This is a genomic window from Streptomyces sp. S.PNR 29 (assembly GCF_030386795.1).
GTDB lineage: Bacteria > Actinomycetota > Actinomycetes > Streptomycetales > Streptomycetaceae > Streptomyces.
Window position 1 is genome coordinate 285,869 of the sequence record NZ_JANUQM010000005.1, and the last position, 19,732, is coordinate 305,600.

Annotated in this window: 18 protein-coding genes and 2 pseudogenes; 7 read left to right on the forward strand and 13 right to left on the reverse strand. The window is 66.2% G+C overall.

The window, feature by feature from the left end:
- The first annotated feature begins 12 nt into the window (after positions 1-12).
- The 3 genes and pseudogenes from NW895_RS16230 to NW895_RS16240 all read left to right on the forward strand — a co-directional run.
- On the forward strand, positions 13-1,041 hold the full coding sequence (locus NW895_RS16230; protein ID WP_289936249.1) for an ABC transporter substrate-binding protein: 1,029 nt from the start codon (positions 13-15) through the stop codon (positions 1,039-1,041).
- 1 nt (position 1,042) lies between these two features.
- Positions 1,043-2,188 (forward strand): LLM class flavin-dependent oxidoreductase, encoded by a 1,146-nt coding sequence (locus NW895_RS16235; protein ID WP_289936250.1) that lies wholly within the window; start codon positions 1,043-1,045, stop codon positions 2,186-2,188.
- A 42-nt stretch (positions 2,189-2,230) separates the two neighbouring features.
- Positions 2,231-2,962, forward strand: a pseudogene (locus NW895_RS16240) (NAD(P)-binding domain-containing protein); the annotation flags it as partial.
- A 118-nt stretch (positions 2,963-3,080) separates the two neighbouring features.
- Here NW895_RS16240 and NW895_RS16245 read toward each other — a convergent pair.
- Positions 3,081-3,392, reverse strand: coding sequence for a hypothetical protein (locus NW895_RS16245; protein WP_289936251.1), 312 nt, complete (start codon positions 3,390-3,392; stop codon positions 3,081-3,083).
- 172 nt (positions 3,393-3,564) lie between these two features.
- Between NW895_RS16245 and NW895_RS16250 the strand changes: the two genes are divergently transcribed.
- Positions 3,565-3,795: a winged helix-turn-helix domain-containing protein gene (locus NW895_RS16250; RefSeq protein ID WP_289936252.1), complete on the forward strand. Its 231-nt coding sequence runs from the start codon at positions 3,565-3,567 to the stop codon at positions 3,793-3,795.
- Between the two features lie 378 nt (positions 3,796-4,173).
- Here NW895_RS16250 and NW895_RS16255 read toward each other — a convergent pair whose 3' ends face one another.
- From NW895_RS16255 to NW895_RS16280, 6 genes are all read right to left on the reverse strand, one after another.
- Positions 4,174-4,950 carry a hypothetical protein gene (locus NW895_RS16255; RefSeq protein WP_289936253.1) on the reverse strand — a complete coding sequence of 259 codons (777 nt, stop codon included), beginning with the start codon at positions 4,948-4,950 and terminating at the stop codon, positions 4,174-4,176.
- 862 nt (positions 4,951-5,812) lie between these two features.
- Positions 5,813-6,079, reverse strand: coding sequence for a helix-turn-helix domain-containing protein (locus NW895_RS16260; protein WP_289936254.1), 267 nt, complete (start codon positions 6,077-6,079; stop codon positions 5,813-5,815).
- Between the two features lie 768 nt (positions 6,080-6,847).
- Positions 6,848-7,417 carry a hypothetical protein gene (locus NW895_RS16265; RefSeq protein WP_289936255.1) on the reverse strand — a complete coding sequence of 190 codons (570 nt, stop codon included), beginning with the start codon at positions 7,415-7,417 and terminating at the stop codon, positions 6,848-6,850.
- 4 nt (positions 7,418-7,421) lie between these two features.
- The gene (locus tag NW895_RS16270; protein ID WP_289936256.1) at positions 7,422-7,637 is read right to left on the reverse strand and encodes a hypothetical protein; all 216 of its coding nucleotides are present in this window, start codon (positions 7,635-7,637) and stop codon (positions 7,422-7,424) included.
- A gap of 82 nt (positions 7,638-7,719) precedes the next feature.
- On the reverse strand, positions 7,720-7,962 hold the full coding sequence (locus NW895_RS16275; protein ID WP_289936257.1) for a hypothetical protein: 243 nt from the start codon (positions 7,960-7,962) through the stop codon (positions 7,720-7,722).
- A gap of 93 nt (positions 7,963-8,055) precedes the next feature.
- Positions 8,056-9,600 carry a recombinase family protein gene (locus tag NW895_RS16280; RefSeq protein WP_289936258.1) on the reverse strand — a complete coding sequence of 515 codons (1,545 nt, stop codon included), beginning with the start codon at positions 9,598-9,600 and terminating at the stop codon, positions 8,056-8,058.
- 89 nt (positions 9,601-9,689) lie between these two features.
- Between NW895_RS16280 and NW895_RS16285 the strand changes: the two are divergent.
- Positions 9,690-10,061: pseudogene (locus NW895_RS16285) on the forward strand (pyridine nucleotide-disulfide oxidoreductase); the annotation flags it as partial.
- 240 nt (positions 10,062-10,301) lie between these two features.
- Here the strand turns inward: NW895_RS16285 and mltG are convergent.
- Together mltG and NW895_RS16295 are read right to left on the reverse strand one after the other, a co-directional pair.
- Positions 10,302-11,198, reverse strand: a complete 897-nt coding sequence (gene mltG / locus NW895_RS16290) for an endolytic transglycosylase MltG (RefSeq protein ID WP_289936259.1) — start codon at positions 11,196-11,198, stop codon at positions 10,302-10,304.
- A gap of 43 nt (positions 11,199-11,241) precedes the next feature.
- Positions 11,242-13,044, reverse strand: coding sequence for an ABC transporter ATP-binding protein (locus tag NW895_RS16295; protein ID WP_289936260.1), 1,803 nt, complete (start codon positions 13,042-13,044; stop codon positions 11,242-11,244).
- A gap of 94 nt (positions 13,045-13,138) precedes the next feature.
- Here NW895_RS16295 and NW895_RS16300 point away from each other — a divergent pair, with 94 nt between their 5' ends.
- A complete protein-coding gene (locus NW895_RS16300; RefSeq protein WP_289936261.1) occupies positions 13,139-13,597 on the forward strand; it encodes a MarR family transcriptional regulator in 459 nt (152 codons plus the stop codon).
- Positions 13,598-13,682: 85 nt separating this feature from the next.
- Here the strand turns inward: NW895_RS16300 and NW895_RS16305 are convergent, their stop codons facing one another.
- The 3 genes from NW895_RS16305 to NW895_RS16315 all read right to left on the reverse strand — a co-directional run bounded on the left by NW895_RS16305 (position 13,683) and on the right by NW895_RS16315 (position 17,653).
- Complete coding sequence (locus NW895_RS16305) at positions 13,683-15,065, reverse strand: cation:dicarboxylase symporter family transporter (RefSeq protein WP_289936262.1); 1,383 nt, start codon at positions 15,063-15,065, stop codon at positions 13,683-13,685.
- 171 nt (positions 15,066-15,236) lie between these two features.
- Complete coding sequence (locus tag NW895_RS16310; RefSeq protein ID WP_289936263.1) at positions 15,237-16,832, reverse strand: peptide-N4-asparagine amidase; 1,596 nt, start codon at positions 16,830-16,832, stop codon at positions 15,237-15,239.
- A 77-nt stretch (positions 16,833-16,909) separates the two neighbouring features.
- Entirely contained in the window at positions 16,910-17,653 is a 744-nt protein-coding gene (locus tag NW895_RS16315) for a class I SAM-dependent methyltransferase (RefSeq protein WP_289936264.1), read from the reverse strand.
- Positions 17,654-18,177: 524 nt separating this feature from the next.
- On the opposite strand from NW895_RS16315, the gene NW895_RS16320 reads away from it, so the two are divergent.
- The gene (locus tag NW895_RS16320; RefSeq protein ID WP_289936265.1) at positions 18,178-18,822 is read left to right on the forward strand and encodes a hypothetical protein; all 645 of its coding nucleotides are present in this window, start codon (positions 18,178-18,180) and stop codon (positions 18,820-18,822) included.
- Between the two features lie 70 nt (positions 18,823-18,892).
- Here the strand turns inward: NW895_RS16320 and NW895_RS16325 are convergent, their stop codons facing one another.
- Entirely contained in the window at positions 18,893-19,648 is a 756-nt protein-coding gene (locus tag NW895_RS16325; RefSeq protein ID WP_289936266.1) for a L,D-transpeptidase family protein, read from the reverse strand.
- Positions 19,649-19,732 lie beyond the last annotated feature (84 nt).

A 19,732-nucleotide genomic window follows, 5' to 3' on the forward strand; every position in this document is an offset into this window, starting at 1 on the left:
ACAGGAACCACCATGCGACGACGCCTCGCTCCCGCCGCACTGCTCCTCCCCCTCGCCCTCCTGCTCAGCGCCTGCGGCGGCACCTCGTCGGCCGGCACCTCGGACGGCGGGACCGACGGGCAGGGCTCCGTCACGCTCGACGTCGGTGACCAGAAGGGCGGTTCGGAGGCCATCCTGCGGGCCGCCGGAGAGCTCAAGAACCTCGACTACAGGATCAAGTGGTCGACGTTCACCTCCGGCCCGCCCCTGTTGGAGGCCATCAACGCCGGGGCCGTGGATACGGGCGGCGTCGGCAACACCCCGCCGGTCTTCGCGGCCGGCGCCAACTCAAAGATCAAGGTCGTGGCGGCCTGGCACGGCACGTCCAAGGGCGACACCATCCTCGTACCGAACGGCTCGAAGCTGACCTCCGCCGCGGAGCTCAAGGGCAGGTCGATCGCCGTCGCGCAGGGTTCCTCCGCGCACTACCAGCTGGTCGCGTCCCTGAAGAAGGCCGGGCTGAGCTTCGGCGACGTCAAGGTCAAGTACCTCCAGCCGGCCGACGCGCTCGCCGCGTTCACGTCCGGAAAGGTCGACGCGTGGGCGGTGTGGGACCCGTACACCTCGCAGGTGCTCCAGGCCAGGCAGGGCCGTGTCCTGACCACCGGCGACGGCGTCACCAACGGGCTCACCTTCCAGGTGGCGGCACCCAAGGCGCTCAAGGACGAGAAGAAGGCCGCCGCCCTCAAGGACTACCTTCAGCGGCTGCGACGCGCCTACAAGTGGGTGTACTCCCACGAGAAGGAGTGGGCGAAGGTCTGGGCGAAGGACACCGGTCTGCCCGAGGACGTGGCGCTGGCCGCGGTGAAGCGCACGTACACCACCCGGATCGCGGTCGCCGTCGACAAGCCGCTCATCTCCTCCGAGCAGCAGATCGCCGACACCTTCACCCGGCTGAAGCTCATCCCGCGCAAGGTCGACTTCGCCGACTTCACCGACGCGCGGTTCAACGACGACCTGCCGCCGTCGACCACCACACCCCGCCCCTCGGAAGGCTCGTGACATGACCGTACGTCTCCACTGGTTCCTGCCGACCGCCGGCGACGGCCGCACCCTCGTGGACCGGCACGCGTACGCGCCCAACCAGGCCGGGCAGCCGAGCGGCGTGCGCGCGCCCGACATCGCGTATCTGGCCCAGATCGCCAAGGCGGCCGAGCGGTTGGGCTTCGAGGCGGTGCTCACACCGACCGGCACCTGGTGCGAGGACGCCTGGCTGACGACGGTGGCGCTCGCCCAGCACACCGAACGGCTGAAGTTCCTGGTCGCGTTCCGGCCGGGCCTGATCTCGCCGACGCTGGCGGCGCAGATGGCGGCGACCTATCAGCGCGTCACGCGCGGACGGCTGCTGCTGAACGTCGTCACCGGCGGTGACTCGGCCGAGCAACGCCGGTTCGGGGACCGGCTCGACCACGACCGGCGGTACGCCCGTACGGACGAGTTCCTGTCGGTCGTCCGCGGCGTGTGGCGCGGTGAGCCGTACGACTTCCACGGCGAGCACTACCAGGTCGACGGCGGGCTGACCGCGCTGCCGCCGGACCCGGTGCCGCAGCTGTTCTTCGGCGGGTCGTCGCCGGCTGCGGGTCCGGTCGCGGCGCGGCACGCGGACGTGTACCTGACGTGGGGCGAGCCGCCCGCGCAGGTCAAGGAGAAGATCGACTGGATCCGGGCGCTGGCCGAGCGGGAGGGCCGCGAGGTCCGGTTCGGGGTCCGGTTGCACACGATCTCGCGTGACTCGGCGGCGGACGCCTGGTCGACCGCGCACCGGCTGCTCGACGACCTGGACGCGGACACGATCGCGTCCGCGCAGGCGGCGCTGGGACGCAGCGAGTCGGTGGGGCAGCAGCGGATGCTGGCCCTGCACGGCGGCTCACGCGAGGACCTGGAGATCTACCCGAACCTGTGGGCGGGCGTCGGGCTGGTCCGTGGCGGCGCGGGCACCGCGCTGGTCGGCAGTCATGCCGAGGTCGCCGAACGGATCGAGGAGTACCACGCGCTGGGCGTCGAGCACTTCGTGCTCTCCGGGTATCCACACCTGGAGGAGGCGTACTGGTTCGGGGAGGGGGTGATTCCCGAGCTCGCGTCGCGTGGGCTGCTGGAGACGACGGCCGCGGCGGGTGGCGCTCCGCTCCTCGTCGCGAGCGGGCGGTGAGCCGACGGGAAGATCCACGCCCTCGCCGGTGTTAGTACAACCGTGAACAACATGCGCGAGGTCGAGGTAGTCGTCATAGGCGCTGGTCAGGCCGGACTGTCCAGCGCCTATCACCTGCGGCGCACCGGGTTCGAACCCGAGCGGGACTTCGTGGTGCTCGACCACTCGCCCGGCCCGGGCGGCGCCTGGCAGTTCCGCTGGCCGTCACTGACGTACGGCAAGGTGCACGGGATGCACTCCCTGCCCGGCATGGAACTGACCGGCGCCGACCCTGCGCGGCCGTCCTCGGAGGTCGTCGCCGAGTACTTCGCGACGTACGAGCGCACCTTCGGCCTGCGGGTACGGCGGCCTGTCGACGTCCGTGCCGTACGCGAGGGCGGCGGTGGGCGGCTGCTCGTGGAGACCTCGGCCGGGGTCTGGTCGACGCGGGCGCTGATCAACGCGACCGGTACCTGGGACCGGCCCTTCTGGCCACGCTATCCCGGCCAGGAGACCTTCCGCGGGCGGCAGCTGCACACGGCGCAGTACGCCGGGCCGGAGGAGTTCGCCGGGCAGCGGGTGGTCGTGGTGGGCGGGGGTGCCTCCGGCACGCAGCACCTGCTGGAGATCGCCCCGTACGCGGCCGCCACGACGTGGGTGACCAGACGGCCGCCGGTCTTCCGTGAGGGCCCCTTCGACGAGGACGCCGGCCGCGCGGCGGTCGCGCTCGTGGAGGAGCGGGTACGGCAGGGGCTGCCGCCCAGGAGCGTGGTGTCGGTGACCGGTCTGCCTATCACAGGACTTTGACAACACACTCCCGTGACCAGGGATGATGACTGTCCGTAGATCTGAGCATGAGTAAGGCCCCTGGTCATGGTGCTCACCAGGGGCCGTGTCTCTGGGGTGCAGCCTGCTAGGGCAGGGTGTCTAGCCGCTCCTGCCTGGACTCAGCGACACGCACCGCAGCACGGGCGGACTGTGCCAGGAAGAACAGGGCCACCGTGAGTTCCGCCCTGGTGACCTTCTCGTCCTCTGCCACGGACAGGGCCCGGACCACGTCCATCCTGGCCACTCCCAGGATCGACTCTTCCCAGGACTGCATGTCCCTGGCCTCAGATGCTCGGGGAATGAGGAGAGCCCTCTTGAGAAGTTGCTCGATCCTGCCACCCGCTTCACAGATGACAGTCTTGGCCGGCTCTGACTGACCCTCTGGGATGATGCCCATAGTCCCTACCTCCATAGGGGCAAGGCCCCGGTGTCAGAGCTAGTCCCTCTGCCCGGGGCCGTTCTGTGTCTCCAGCGGGTACCGGAGAAGGGTCAGCGTACTCGTACCCTCGAATACTCGAAAGGTCGAATCATCGGATGCGTGTATCCCCGAACGGTCGCACGCTTGGCCCATGATCGACCGGACGCAGCCTGTCTACCCGCAGCTTGTGAGCATCCTCAGGGCCAGGATCACCGATGGCACCTACGCCTCAGGGTCACGCATGCCTGCTGTCCTCGCCGTGGCGAGTGAGTTCGACGTAGCTGCGTCAACAGTCCAGCGGGCATTTGCAGCCCTCAGGGCAGACGGACTGATCATCACTTGGTCTGGCCGCGGTTCATTCGTGGCAGACAAGAGCACTTAGCCAGAACGTTTACCCTGTGCCGTTGCCATGGGGCCCAAGTCTCTGCCCCTGACCTCTCCTGCTCTGTCTACTCTCTAGCTTGTCAGTGTCGTTTCGCATGCCACCCACCAAAGGCATGCCGGCATTGTCTGCACCTGCCCAGGTATATACACACGCACACCCCCGGGGTAATGCTTGGCTTTCCGCTTGGCGAACCCGCCGGGAGCGCCTTCCCGGAATCGTGTACGAGTTTGGGAACTTTCATGATCGGAAACACCCCCGTCTAGAGTCCTTGCATTCGAGCATGTACGGGTTTCAGGATTCCCAGAAGAGCCGGCGCCAAACACAAAAGCCGGGGACCCTGACAGCCACGAACGGCGCCAGAATCCCCGGAGTGTGTCAGTGCTCCCAATTACTACTATATCCGTCAGCCTTGGCAATGAACATCTTAGGCTTGTAAGTGCGCCAGAATTCAGCGTCAGCTTCCGCGGCCTCATCCTTTACCGGCTCTGGCATGACAATGAGTCCATCAATGACGCCTACTCCCTCATAGCCAAGGGCAATGGCTGCCTCTGTAGTGAGCCGGCCATCATCGGACAGCTCCCAATACTCAACGTTGTTACCGGCACTGGCCCCTTCAAGGGGCGTGGTCTCGTAGTCTCCTGAGGTGGCACACCATGCAAACAACCCTGCATGACGTTCCAGGGCGCGCCTAGCGTCCATGGCAGCCTTATAGAGCCGCTCCCACTCCTCGCGCGCCTTGGCAGCCTTCTGGGCCTCCTTAAGGCCCATGGTCAAGAGGTCATCCCTGAGTGCGTCTGAGTACTCCCGGTGAGCCTTCTCCACAAGGGCATTGAGGGCAGGCACCATACGCTTGTATTCGTCCACCTTGGCCTGAATGGGGCGCAGCACCGAATCCCTATCGGGCAGTGCCTTACCGGCCGCTACCGCGGCAACTTCCTGTTCCTGCAATTCCTGCTCAGCCTTGACCAGGGCCGGAATCTCGTAACGAGTAGTGGCCTCGTATTCCCTGGTCACATTCCGTGTGGCATAGGCTGCATTCTCTTGCTTGTACTCAGACAGCTTGGCCTTGGCATCCTCGTACGACTTACGCAGCGCCTTGACCTTGGAGGAAAGGGGAAGGTCATTCGGGGGCTCAACAATGTAATCAGTCATGGTCTCTCCCAGTCGGTGTCAGCATTGATGACACCTAGTTCTCAGTCAGTGTGTTCCTTACTCGCCCCGGACATTGAAGTGTCCGGCCCTAATGGCCTCATACACTTCTAGGGGCGTCATATCATTCACCTCTGCATGTGTCTGCTGTCCGGCTATCAGGCTGTCCGTAGTGTTGTCATCCATGGCAGTCCCCTAGGCAGTGAGCTGAGAGAGGTATCGGGCCCCGGTACGCTCCGAGACCTTGAATGCAGCAGCAAGAGCCTTGGCAGTGACCTTCTCGCCTACCGCGTCAAGGTTCTGTGCGGCATCCCGGATAGCCGCTAGAGACGCCTTAGGACGTCCCTTGGAGCGGCCTGCCAGACACTCATCAGGGGCCTGAGCCTCTGTGTCGTTCTCGTCACTATTAGGTCCCTCACCGACTGAATCGTCATGAGTGACACCGACAGCATCCTTTGGCGTAGCGCACAAATGGAGCATGTGACAGGCCGCGAGTGCGGGTACGGAACTGACTGCCGAAACCAGGAACGGGCCAGAAGTCATGTAGCCACTGGAGATTAGGTGTCCGACTACCTGAGCAGAGAGGGCCAGACCCAGGGCAACGCCACTGCCAGCAATGGCGGACTTCCGGCCCTTTGCACCACGTGGCCTAGTGGCAGCAATGACAGCAGATGCCGCGGAGTACAGGGAAAGCGTCAGAGGCATGAGGTATTCGAACCCGTCCCCAAATCCAGAGGCACGGGCTAGCTGAATCTCTGCCGGCATTGAGATGACGAGAGCAGAGATAAGGACCAGGGGTCGAGAGATGACAGCGGTAAGCCTGGCATACAGAGGAGTGTGATTCATTCGCCATGTGTCCTAACGTCTAGTCGTCGTAAGCGGCTCGAATAGCCGCTCTAACCCCAGGGTCCTTGATCTCAGACAGGAGGGTTCGCAATGGAATACCCAAGATCTTGGCCATGGTGATTTGGTGCTTAAGCTTGGGGTTACGGTTGGCACTGTTGCTGTTGAACCACTTCTCCGGAGTGCCCTCGTAAACGTCGCAAGCCTCGGCAATCTGCCGATAGGTAATACCCTTCACTTCTCGGATGGCGCCCCAAGTGCGCCTATCCCATACAGAGGTCTTGCTCATTGAGATCACGTCCTTATGCCATGTGTGGAGTTGTGGGGTCAGTGGGCACAAAAAATGACCCCGGTCCCTATGACATGGCGAACATAGGGACCGGAGCCACTTACCTAGGCAACCCTGAGCCAGAACCTAGGAGAGGGGAACGCATGACCACCGACTACGGAGGAGGTGTTGAGAGAGGGGGAAGCCTGTTTCCCCTCTCTCTTCACTTATGACGTCGGTGTCACTCAGGGGGGTAGTGAGACACAAAGTGAGGGAACTGAGAGCTAGATCACAGGAGAGACACTGTCCCCGGTCTCGGAGCCAAGGACAGGGCCCAACACAGCGGGCACAGACAGGCCTTGACGCTCTGTACGCCCTTCTGGGGGCCGCACAGAGGCTCAGATGACCAGAGAGGCCAGGAAGCTACTCAGAGGCCGCTACAGAGCCACACAGAGGCTCTGCGGGGCGCGGGACAATCTCTAGTCGAGACAAGCTCTCCACTCGACTAAGTCTCGTGTCTCACTGCCAGACCCCTAAAAGTCTGGCTAGCTCGACTAGCTCCCTCACTCCGTTCGGTCACTGCCTTGGCTGACCAGGATCCCCCTTGGCCCTTGAGAGGCCAAGGAACCTACTTACTAAGTCACTAGTACTAGTAGATGTTTAACTACCCTCCTACGTAAGTAGGAGGGTATGTATGTTTGGGGGGTCGTCCTGACCCTCCCTGGAGAAGGTTGTTACGACCCTCCCTTGTAGAGGGTCGTCCTGACCTCAGGTACCTAGGGAGGGTTCTTACGACCCTCCCTCTACCCATGTCCTCTGGACACCGATGTGCCGAACCTTGGTCCCGCTCATCCCAGGGCGCACCGCGGGACGCATGCCGTTCTCTCGGATCCAACCATCCTTGGTTAGCCGGCTCAGCCTCTTACGGAAGTTGGCCACGTCTATGTTGGCTTCCTCGGCCAAGGTCTCATTGGAGGCAGTGCAGCCACGGCTATTGACGCCACAGTGCAGCGCCACAACGCCAAGGACACTTTTGTCAGCATGGTTGAGGCTAGACCGGTAGACGTGACGCATGTAGTCCATATTCCTGGCAGTCATGTCTATCCAGTCAGGGTCATCAATCAGCACTAGGCCATTTCTGCCAATGGCCTCTGACACTTCCTCTGTCTGCTCTGTCTCGGGCCCGTAGACCTCTGCCAGGATCTCCGCTAGTTCCTCGGCAGACGGCATTTCCGGCCCATCCTCGGCCGTCTCAGAGCCTCCCTGCTGCACACTGGTGGTGGCGTCATTGAATCCCGGGGCGTACCTCTCCCAGGGACTCACAGCGCCCCAGGGGTCTACCGCCGTTTCGTCAGTCATCTGCTTAGTTGTCATTGGCGTTCCCAATCTTCACTAGGTTCGTGTCCACCTCTGCTGTCATTGCCTTTGTCATAGCGTCTGCCACTAGCGTTTCTGCCTCGGGATAGCTCACATGCAAGAGGCCGGCCACAAACCAAACGGCAGCATTGATAGCCATCGCACCTCCCCACGCCATCTGTCCGACGCTGTCTATGGCAAATGCCCTCTCTGCCTCTGTCACTTCCTGTCCCCTCCTGCTCGACACTCAGGCATGACAGAGGGCCCGTAACTGTTGTCACGGGCCCTCACGGGGTATTGCTTATTCAGTTGTCGCCGTACTCCAGCGCAGACACTCTGTCGTCAACCCAGAGGCCTATCAGGAACTCTGCGGCATCATCCTCGGTAAGGCACGCTGTCTGTGCGTAGACCTTGACTGCTGCTGCCAGGGTCAGTATTCCTGCGTTCCAGTAGTCCCCCAGAGCGTTGACTAGCTCAGTCAACGTCTCCAACTGCCCTTCCTCTCGGCCGGACAGCCCTTCCCCGTTCTCGTCAACGTACAGCGCCATGTATCCTGGCCCCTCCTTCACAGGAGACACGGGGCGTGTACTTGTTTGGCGACAGGCACGCCCCGTGCCTATGTAACAACGGTGTGTTGCTGGTTATTCCCCGGGCTCGCTGCTGACAGTGTCCGTGTCAGTCATGTGGCCAAGTCGGATGAGCCGAGCCTTCCTCTCGGGCCATGTCTCAGGCTCAGGCCCCGTGACCTCAAACTTCCCGTGAGCCAACTCAACTCGGAACCCGGACCGGATGAGTTGCTTCCTACGGCCCTCAGCATCGAGAGTTGGCCAGAGTTCCCCGTAGGTCTGTCCCGTGCTCACCTCAGACCAGTGACCCTCGATCACTGGTTCCGCGGCAAGCTCATCCCTGCGCCCCATGAGAGACGCCATGAGACCCCGGAAGCCTTCCTGATCGTCATCCCAGAGGCCGGCCACAGAGTCTCGCCTAAGCCGGTCAATGCGCTTGCGCACTTCCTCAAGCTCTCGGGTGTTGTCTGTGCCAGGAACCCATACCCTCTCGGTTACCGGCTCATGGAACCAGCGTTGGAGGAAGAGCACCTCCATCCACTCTTCAAGCTCATCTGCACGCACAGAGCCCTTGCAACGGTCTTCCTTGGGGAAGGATCCACAGACCGCGTATCGGTATGTGATGTCCCCTCGGGTACGGACTTTCTGCACTGCCTTGGCTCCGCAGATGGCACAGAAGGCGACACCGTACAGGGGGTTAACCTTGTTCGCCCTCTTGGCCTTACTGAGTGTCCGCCGCTGGATAGCGGCCTGGAGTGACTCCCACTCCTCCTCAGTGAAGACAGGCTCTGCCAACCGGACAGGTGCCCCATCCGGCCCATAGAGCAACTCTCCCTGATACTTCTTCAAGCCCTGGGTTGACTCACTGGTGAGGACGTTCTTGACCGTGGTCTCTGCCCACTTCTCCTGTACGCCCTCCCCCTTGCGGCTCTTGACAGGCTTACCCTTGCGGAGCCTAGCCCTGTCCCTGGCAGTCAGCACGCCCTTGGCGTTGAGGTACTTAGCCACCCCAAGGAACGACTGTCCGTCAATGATCTGCTGTCGCATCTCATGGAGGATCTCGACCATTTCAGGGTCACGTTCGAGATACGCCGCAGTCTTACCGTTCTCGTACCGGTTGACAGGGCGGAAGCCAAAGGGAGGGAAACCGCCGTGCCACCGTGCGGTGAACCTGCGCCGTTCGTGGCTGTCCCTGACTCGAACCTTGATGCGCTCTAGTTCCCTGGCAGGACCGATGGACTGTACGTAGGCAATGGCACGCCCCTCTGGCGTGCGGAAGTCAAGTCGGGGGTTGTCCAGGATGACAACCGTCTTACCCCACTCATGAACCACACGAGCCATGAACGCATGGGCATGCATGTCGTTACGAGACAGACGATCCTGCGTGGTGACCCATAGCTCATCCCACTTTTGCCGGCCCTCTTCTGTCAGCCACGGCCCCAACTTCTTGCGCTGGAACGGGTCAACGTCACCGGAAACAGAGATGTCGTCAGCTACGCCAATGATGGTCACGTCCTCTGCCTCGGCATGTCGACGCAACTTCTTGTCCTGCGCTTCAATGCTCTCGGAACGCTCCCCCTTGGCGTCACTGATGCGTTCACAGAGCAATACGCGGCGCATGCTGTCCCCTCCCCTATGCACTGGAGGACTGCGTGCCCTGTCCCCCTCTACCTCCAACTCTCCCAGGGGCTATGCATAGTTGTCAATCATCTGTGAGTGGGCTGCCGCTCAACGACGCGATCCGGCGGGGCATCGAGGACGGGGTCCTCGACCGGCAGCCCATGTTCGACCGCATCACGCCCGACGGGGTGGAGTGGAGCGGGGAAGGGCGGCGCGTGGACGCCGACGTCATCCTGTGGGCCACCGGCTTCCGGCCCGCCATCGACCACCTGGCCCCGCTGAAGCTGCGCGAGGCGGGTGGCGGAATTCGCGTCGAGGGAACCCGCGCGATCGCCGATCCGCGCATCCACCTCGTCGGCTACGGCCCCTCGGCCAGCACCATCGGCGCCAACCGCGCGGGCCGCGCGGCCGTACGGGACATCAGGCGGCTGCTCACCGAGGAACCACTCGCCGCCGCGTGACGGCCCCCGTGGGCATCACCGCCAAAGGCTCAGCCGGGACGGCGGGATCCGCGTCGAAGGGACGCACACGGCCGCCGCCCCGCAGACCCACCTCGCCGGCCGACACCATCGGTCGCCCACTCCGCCCCGCAGATCCACCTCGTCGGCCGGCAAACCCTCGGCGCGGGCCGCGCGGCCGTACGGGACATCAGGCGGCTGCTCACCGAGGAACCACTCGCCGCCGCGTGACGACCCACCGGGTCATCCCACCGTGGGCATCGTCGCCGGAGGTTCAGCCGGGACGGCCGGAGCGGCCGGAGCGGGTGAGTTCTGCTGGTTCCCGTTGAACTCGGCGACGTTGCGCTGGTGTTCGGCGTAGTCGGCGGTGAAGCGGGTGTCGCCCGGTCTGACCGTGACGAAGTACAGCCAGTCGCCCGGCGGCGGGTTGATCGCGGCATGCATCGCGTCCTCGCCGGGGTTGCCGATGGGGGTGGGCGGCAACCCCATGCGCTCGTACGAGTTGTAGGGGCTCTGGATCCGCGTGTCGCTCTCCGTCGTCCTGAGGGCGGAGCGCCCCAGGGCGTAGTTGATGGTGGAGTCCATCTGCAACGGCATGCCCCGTTCCAGGCGGTTGAAGATCACCCGGGCCACCTTGCCCATGTCGGGCTTGGTGGCGGCCTCGGCCTGCACGATGCTGGCGATGGTGACCGTCTGGTACACGTTCATCGCGTTGCGCTGCGCGCCCGCGGTGACCGGGGCACCGTTGAACTTCCTGTTCGCCGCGTCGACCATGGACGACAGCAGCCGCTCCGGCGTCGCCTTCTCGTCGAGCGGATAGGTCGCCGGGAAGAGGTAGCCCTCGGGGTTGCCCTGCGCCTCGCCCGGCAGCTTCAGATTCGCCTTGGAGAGGGACTTCTTGGTGGTGCCGGGCGGCAGGGTCAAGGCCTTGTCGACGGCCTCGTACACCTGGCCGGCGCGCCAGCCCTCCGGGATCACCAGCGTCCTGGGCTGGGGCTCGCCCTCGCGTCCCATGATCAGCAGCGGTACCGCCACAGCAGTGCCGGCCACGACGACTCCGGCCGCGATCAGGACGAGACGGCCCCGGCGCGTCAGTCGGATCGCGCTCCCAGTGCTCCGTGACGGAGTGTTCGTCTCCATGCGGGCACGGTAAACCACCTGAACCCATAAACCCGGCATATCATCATTTTGTCGGCTCCAGTCGGACGTCCCGGCGCACCAGCGCCGCATAGCGCCCGTCCCGCTCCAGCAGTTCCTCGTGCGCGCCCCGTTCGGCCACGCGCCCGGAGTCGAGGACCACGATCTGGTCGGCGGCCCGGATGGTGGATAGGCGGTGCGCGATGGTGAGCGTGGTGCGGTTGGCCGACAGGGCGTCGATGGCCTCCTGGACGGCGGCTTCGGTGCGGGTGTCCAGGGCGCTGGTCGCCTCGTCGAGGATGAGGACCGGCGGGTCGCGCAGGATGGTGCGGGCGATGGCCAGCCGCTGCTTCTCGCCCCCGGAGAAGCGGTGGCCGCGCTCACCGACGACGGTGTCGTAGCCGTCGGGCAGGGAAGCGATGTGCTCGTGGATCTGGGCCGCCTTCGCCGCCTGCTGGATCTCCTCGTCGGTGGCGTCGGGCTTGGCGAAGCGCAGGTTGTCGGCGACCGAGGCGTGGAAGAGGTACGTCTCCTGCGAGACGACGCCGACCGCGCGCGCGAGGGTGTCGAAGTCGAGGTCGCGGACGTCGACGCCGTCGAGGGTGACACGGCCGCCCGTCACGTCGTACAGCCGCGGCACCAGATAGCCGAGCGTGGACTTGCCGGCGCCGGTCGGGCCGACGACGGCGAGGCTGCCGCCCGCGGGCACGGTGATGTCGATGCCGTCCAGGATCGGAGCGCTCGTGGCGTCGTAGCGGAACGTCACGTCCTCGAAGCGGACCTCGCCCTTGATCCGGTCGAGCCGGATGGGCCGTTCGCGCTCGCTGATGTCGATCGGCAGGTCCAGGTACTCGAAGATGCGCTGGAAGAGCGCCAGCGAGGCCTGGATCTGGACGCCGGTGCCCAGCAGACTGACCGCCGGGCGGAACAGGCCCTGCTGGAGGGAGACGAAGGCGACGATCGTGCCGATGGAGACCTCCGGGCCGCCGAGCTGGAGAGCCATGCCCGCGGTCCAGTAGATGACGGCGGGCATCGCGGCCATGACGATCGTGATCACCGCCATGCGCCAGCGGCCGGCCATGTTCGACCTCACCTCCAGGTCGACCAGGCGCTCGGACTCGTCGGAGAAGGACCGGGTGAGCGAGTCGGAACGGCCCATCGTGCGACCGAGCAGGATGCCGCTGACGGAGAGCGACTCGGTGACCGTGGCGGCCATCGCGGCCATCTGCTTCTGCCGCTGGGTGGTGATCTTCTTGCGTTCGTTGCCGACGCGACGGCTGATCCACACGAAGACGGGGAGGAGGAGCAGTGAGACGACGGTCAGCCGCCAGTCGAGGGCGACCATCGCCACGATCGTGGCGACCACGCTGGTCAGGTTGGAGACCAGGGAGGTGGCGGTGGAGGTGACGGTGGCCTGCATGCCGCCGATGTCGTTGGCGATGCGGGACTGCACCTCACCGGTGCGGGTGCGGGTGAAGAAGGCGAGCGACATGCGCTGCAGGCGGCCGTAGACGGCGGTGCGCAGGTCGTGCATGACGCGCTGGCCGACCGTCGTGGAGATCAGGGTCTGCAGCACGCCGAAGACGCTGGTGAGGACGGCGCTGAGGATCATGCCGAGGGCGAGCAGGCTGAGCAGGCCGGTACGCCCCTCGGGGATCGCGACGTCGAGGATCGCCTTCAGCAGGAAGGGCGTGGCGACGCCGACCAGTGAGGAGGCGCCGACCAGCAGGCCGACGACCGCGAGGCGGCCGCGATAGGGGCGGAAGAGCCGCAGGATGCGGCGCACCTGCCGGGGCTGTTCCTTGGCGTCGGCCGGCGGGTTCCAGGAGGGTTCGTGGTCGGGGTGCATGGGCTCCTACGAGACATACGAGGGCGAGGACTGCGGGAGCATAGCTCATTGTTACCTATACTCACAATGAACGTCGTCCTGATATTGTTCCCGCATGACCAGCCCCGATTCCGACGGCCCGCTCGCCGATCAGCTGCTGCGGTTCACCCGGCGTGTGCACCGCATCCAGAAGCGGCACATCGAGAGGTGCGGCGTGGGCGTCACCCCGGCGCAGTCCCGGCTGCTGCGCACCCTCGCACACTACGACTCGCCGCCCCGCATGGCCGACCTCGCCGAACGCCTGGAAGTGGTCCCCCGAGCCGTGACGACGCTGGTCGACGGACTGGAGGCGAGCGGCAAGGTGCGACGGGTCCCCGACCCGGCCAACCGCCGGGTGATCCGCATCGAGCTCACGGACGACGGGCACAAGGCCCTGCGGGAGCTGCACGGCGCGCGCCGGTCGGCCGCGGAGGAGATCCTGGCCCCGCTGACGGACGAGCAGCGCGAGGTACTCGGGGGACTGCTGGACACGCTGGTGGACGGGGCCGTCCCCGGGCCTGGACGGCACTGCTGAGCAGCGAACGGCGAGCGCACGACGGGCCGCGGCCACCACTCCCCGTTGCCGGAGTGGTGGCCGCGGCCCGTCGTGCGCCGTGGGGTCAGCCGGTCTCGGCCGCGGTCTCCTTGGTGGGCTGGGCGGGCACGCCGGCGAGTTCGTCGGCGGGCGCTTCGGGCTCCGGCAGTTCCTGGACCTCCTCGCCGGCCAGGACCTTCTTCGCCCGTGCCGCGTCCAGCGCGCCCTCCCAGCGGGCGACCGCGAAGACGGCGACGCAGTTGCCGAGCAGGTTGGTGACGACACGCATCGAGTCCATGATCCGGTCCACGCCCAGCAGCAGGGCGACGGCGCCGGCCGGGATGGCACCCAGCGAGGAGGCGGTCGCGGACAAGGCGAGGAAGGCCGAACCGGGGATGCCGGCCATACCCTTGCTGGTCAGCATCAGCACCAGGACCACGGTGATCTGCTGGCTCAGACTGAGGTCCACGCCCACGGCCTGGGCGATGAACAGCGTGCCGATGGAGAGGTACAGCGAGGCGCCGTCGAGGTTGAAGGAGTAGCCGGTGGGCAGCACCAGGCCCACGGCGTCGTCGCGGGCGCCGGCCCGGCGCAGCTTCTGCATCACCCGCGGCATGACGGACTCGGTGGAGGCGGTGCCGAGCGCGAGCAGCATCTCCTCGCGGATGTAACGGATGAACTTCCAGAGGCTGAGGCCGGTGACCATCCGGAGCGCGACGGCGAGGAGCACGATGAACAGCGCCGCGGCCGCGTAGCACAGCACGATGAGCTTGGCGTACGTCTCCATCACGCCCAGCCCGTACTGGCCCACCAGGTAGGCCATCGCGCCGAACACCGCGATCGGGGCCAGCCGCATGATGAAGCCGACGACAGCGAAGATGATCTCCTGCGCCTGCTCGATCGCCGGCAGGACCTTCGGCACCTTGGTGTGCCCGAGGTGCAGCAGGGCGGCGCCGACCAGGCAGGCCAGGATGAGCACCTGCAGCAACTCGTTCTCCGCGAAGGCACCGATGAAACTCTGCGGGAGGGCGTTGAGGACGAACTCGGTCGTCGAGGGCAGATGGCCGCCGCCCGTCTTCTGGTCCACCGCCGCCGCGTCGAGCGTGGACGGATCGACGTTCATGCCCCTGCCGGGCCCCACGGCGTTGGCGGCGACCAGGCCGATGAGCAGGGCGAGCGTGGAGGCGACCTCGAACCAGACGAGGGCCTTGACCCCGATCCGGCCGAAGGCCTTCAGGTCACCGGCCTTGGCGATACCGACGACGACCACGCAGAACACCAAGGGCGAGATCACCGTTTTGATGAGCCGGGTGAAACCGTCGCCGAGCGGCTGGAAAGCCGTGGCCGACTCCGGCCACAGCTTTCCGACGACGATACCGAGCACAAGCGCACAGGCGACCTGCGTGAAGAGAGAGGTACGCAGCAGGCGTGCGACCCGTCGCGGGAGGGACGGTACGGACGGCGGCACGGGCACTCCTAGGGGGACGGCGGCGCATGCAGAAGCCGGGGACAGGACTTCTGCCATACGGAAAGCGGATTCCGTGACTGCCACTTTGTAGGTCCCGTTGCGTCCGCACAAGACCCTCGCGTTTCAGCCAGGTAAATCACGTCCCGAGTGACGCATCGCACGCCATCTGTCTCAGCAGCCCCTGCGATCCTCCGTGAGCACCCCCTGAACGGTCGTCAGGGAGCGGTCGTAGCAGCCGGATGAGCCCGTGAGGCGGTAGCGCTCACTCGTCGTGCCGACGGCGTGCCGCTGGTCGCGCGGAACGTTGAGGGTGAAGGTGGCATCGCCTGTGTAGGTGTCGTCGAGCCGTGACCACACGGTGCGCCCACGCCCCCGGGACTCGACCGCCGTGGCGCGGTCGCCGAGCGTCAGCACCGTGCGCAGCCGGTCGTCCGCGCCTGTGGTCGTCGTCCCGTCCATCGTGTACGTCCGGTGCGTTCGCGTCGTGCGGGCCGGTCCGCGCCCGTCGACGGTGACCGACTCGTCGTCCGTCCAGGTGGCGTCGAGCCCGTCCACGGTCTCGCCGTCGGTCCAGCGGTGCACGGAGGTGTTGGCCAGCGAGCGGCTGACGGTGGTCGTCACCCGGCCGTGCGAGGTGTCGACGTATCCGGCGACGGTGAGCCGGTGACTGCCCCGGGTGTCCAGGCGGTGCTCCGAACCCGGCGTGTATGTCGAGGAGTTGGCGAGGGCGCCTTCCCTGTGCGCGGTGAGCTCGCCGGTGACCTGCGCCGCGCGGGCGTCCTGCCAGACGAGGACGTTCACGGGAGCGCTCCAGCCGCTCTGCCCCTCGGGCACGCCGGCTACCGAGACCTCGACGCGGTGCGGGCGCCCGTCGTTGAGGATCCCGGCGAAGGGCGTCAGGTCGTATTCGATCGGCTTGATGTCGAAGGCACGCGGCCCCGGTACGACGTACCAGAGGAAGGGGTTGGACCAGCCACCGGTCCATACGTGCGGGAAGGGGGTCGCGATGCCGGCGAGTCGGCCGTCGACCTTGATCTGCACCTCTCGGTAGGGGCCGTTGCCGGCCTTGCAGGAGTACGGGGCGGAGTCGGGCACGGTCAGGTACCAGTACTCCTCGCAACCGCCACCGGAGCCGGTGGCGTACACCTCGGCGACTATGCGTTCGCTGTTGCGCGGGGTGGTGAGGGTGCCGTCCTGGAGCGTGCGGACACGGTCGGGGGTGTGCGCCCGGGGAGGCGTGCCCGGGTAGAACGTCAGAGTGACCTTGACGTCGATGACCCCGGTGTACGTGTCGTCGACAACGTTGCCGATGAGCATCTCGACGTCCTGGCCGCGGTGGAAGGTGTCGCTGTAGCGCGTGACGTCCTTCTCGACGGACCAGGCGATGCCGTCGGGGGACGGCTCGGGGGTCGACGTACGGAAGATCTCGACGCCGCCCACGTGCAGAGAGCCGAGCCGGTCGAACTGCCGCCCCTTGACCTTGCCGTCGAGGCGCAGCACGACCTTGCTCCAGCGGTCACCGCAGCCCTCGGGCGGCGTGTAAGTGCCCTTGTACGGCGTGAAATCGCGGAACTGCGCCTCGGCGACGGTGACTCGGCAGGACGGGCCCGAGGGCTTGGGGACGGGCGGAGCGGCTGTGACGGGGTCGTGCCAGTCCGTTCCGAACTCGGCGGGGACGTCGGCGGACCGAGCGGGACCCGCCCCGAGGAGGGTGCTCGCCAGGAGGGCCGCTCCGGCGAGCATGGACATGATGATCCGTCTCTTCATGGCCGGTGTTCTACGGGGCTCTCGACGCCTGCGCAACGGGTACCGTCCCCCGCTGCCAGACCCCGTCCCTGTGGCGGCTACGACGTCTGCGGCATGCGATAGACGGAGACATGAGAACGCGACTCGGCGGTGAATGCGGCGCCGCCCCAGTCCGCATGCCTGGTCTCCAGCTCGAACCCGGCAAGCTGAGCCATCAAGTCGAGTTCCGCCGGCCAGATGTAGCGGTGAGGGCTGCGGAACAGCTGGGCCTGCTCCGTCTCGTCGAATCGGATGTGATGCGATACGACGTGCTGCCGCAGGACGTCGTAGGTGTCCAGACCGATGTAGCCGGGTTCGGACTGCCACACGGTGGCCGTCTGACCCGGTGGGAGCTTGCGCAACTCGGGCACCCAGAGCTCGATCACGAACCGGCCACCAGGCTCAAGGTGCCGGGCCGCATTGCGAAAGCATGCGACCTGCTCAGCCTGGGTGAGCAGGTTGGAGATCGTGTTGTAGACGAGGTAGACCAGGCTGTACGTCCCCGGCACGACAGTGGTCGCCATGTCCCCGATGACCACCGGGATCGTCGCTTCGTCCGCCTTGGTCCGCAGTTGCTCCACCATCGGCCGTGACAACTCGATACCGGTGACGGAAACGCCCCGCTCGGCGAGCGGCACGGCTACGCGGCCGGTCCCGATGGCGAACTCAAGTGCCGCTCCCTCACCTGCGAGCTCAGCGAGACGATCCACGGTCGGCCCCAGGACCTCAGGCGCGAACATACCGTGTCCCGGCGTGTCATAGCGCTGCGCAACATCAGCGTCCCAGATCTTCCCTTGTTGCATTCCGCCAACGCTCGCCGCTGACGTTCGCGATGTCCAGCGAATATCTGCCGCCCCGGCGGGGCGGCGTGAGCGCCTGGGGCGCACCGGGCGCAAGAAGACAGCCTGCTACTTGTCATGAGATGTGCTGAACGCGGCGAGCCGCCCGCCCATGTCCCCCGTGGCGGGCGGCTCGTGCTCGTGTTCAGAGGTCAGAGTCGGCGGCGGCACAAGGCATCCTCGGCCACTGGACGACACCGGCCGAGGCCGGCGGCGGGATTCGAACCCGCGTCTCCCGCTTGACAGGCGAAGTAGCCGCAGCCTTCGCACCTGAACGACGCCCACCGTAGTGCGGGAGCCGTCGGCCCGCACGTGATTTGTGCGGAGCCGGGAGCGGGGCGCCGTGTGGCAAGTGAGGCGCCCGGCACAAGTTCACGGTCATCCATTGCGCCCTGGCGCGACACACCTCGGTGGCTGTCGGTGCGCGGCGCTACGCTGCGGCAGCAGCCGGCGGCTCCGTCAGCGGCGCGCAGACAGAGGAGAGACCGATGAGTCCGCTCGACTTGCTGGTCAGGGAGTATGTGGCGCCAGTGATGAGAGCAGTCGGCTGCAAGCGGTCCGGCCGCACCTTCCGCTTCGTCACGGACACTGGTGACCAAGCTGTTCTCGGGTTCGTCCGGCACTACGTCGACCCGGACGCCGCCGTGTTCGAGGTGGGGTACCGCATTGTTCCGGCTCCGTACTGGGAGTGGATCAACCGGCGGCACTGGACCAGCGGCGAGGTGGGGGCTCCCCGCGCCTTCGGTCCGGCGGTTGTGGCCGGCGACGTGATTCCACCACCACGGGCAGCACATGTGCCCGACAGCGAGGGGCGGCTCCGCTCACGCTGGGCTCTACGCGAGGACAACCGAGACATCCGCGGTGAGGCGCTGGCAAGCGCGTTGCGCGACGAAGCGATCCCGCAGATGGTTCACCTCCTCGACCGAACCAATCTCCTGCGGGAGTGCCGCCGTCCCACCATTCCGGTCATCCGACTCGTGCCGCTGACCAGATTGGAGATCTTGCTGCGCGTCGATGACGCATCCGGTCGCGAGATGGAAGCGATGCTGGCAGACGTGCAGCCGGCAGGACCCGGAGACGACTTCGCTGCCTGGGTGCGCCGGAGACTGGAGACACGCCGCTTCGCCACGTAAGGCGCCCGCTGAACAGTCGACCGGGCACCGAACTCCTGCGGTACCCGCAGCTCCATCACAACCCGGTGCCTCAGGCCCGCAGGCCCGCCCTGTCCCCCATCACCACCACAGGATGCCGACCCGGGTCGAGCGTGCGCAGCAGGTACCGCATCGCCGGCTTGGGCAGGCTGACGCAGGCCGACGTACCGCTTCCGTGGTCCAGATGCAGCCAGATTCCACCGCCCCTGGACGTGCCCTGGGGACGGGTCGGGTCGTTCGGAGGGGTGCCCTTGACGCGGTTGTAGTCGATGGCGATGACGTAGTCGAAGTCGTGCCAGTACGACCTGGCCCACCAGCGCGGGGCCGCGAAGGAGGCCGACCGCGTGTACGGGAGCCTGGCACCCGGGTCCGGGAGCACGCCGCCCGCGTCGCTGAGCGTGAACACCCCGACGGGACTGCGGTTGTCGCCCTCGTGATGGTCGGTCGTCCAGCCCTTCTTGCCGTTGTGCGCCGCCCAACTGCGGGTCCGCTGCCAGCTGGAGCCCTGCCTCGTGTACAGCACGACCGTGGAGTCGGCGGAATCCCTTCCCTCGCCGTAGACCACGACGACCTGGCGTGAGTCGGCGGGGATGCGCCGCTGGAGTCGGTCTCCGACGTCCGGGATGCGGGTCGGGTCCGTGGAGGCGGGACGATCGGCGGGGCGGGTGTGCGCTGCCTTGCCCGCGGTTCCCGTCCCGCCGCCGCCGTGGTGCCCGGTGCCCGAACCGCCGCAGGCCGACAGGGCCGTCAGCAGGGATCCGAGGGCCGCCGTCGCAACCACCGCACGCCGTACGCCGTCAGTCCGCATCACTCCATGCTCGCACCGTGGGCCGCTGCCGAATCCGCGCCACGGCCGGGGAAAACCGTTTGATTTTGACCATCCTGTGACGCG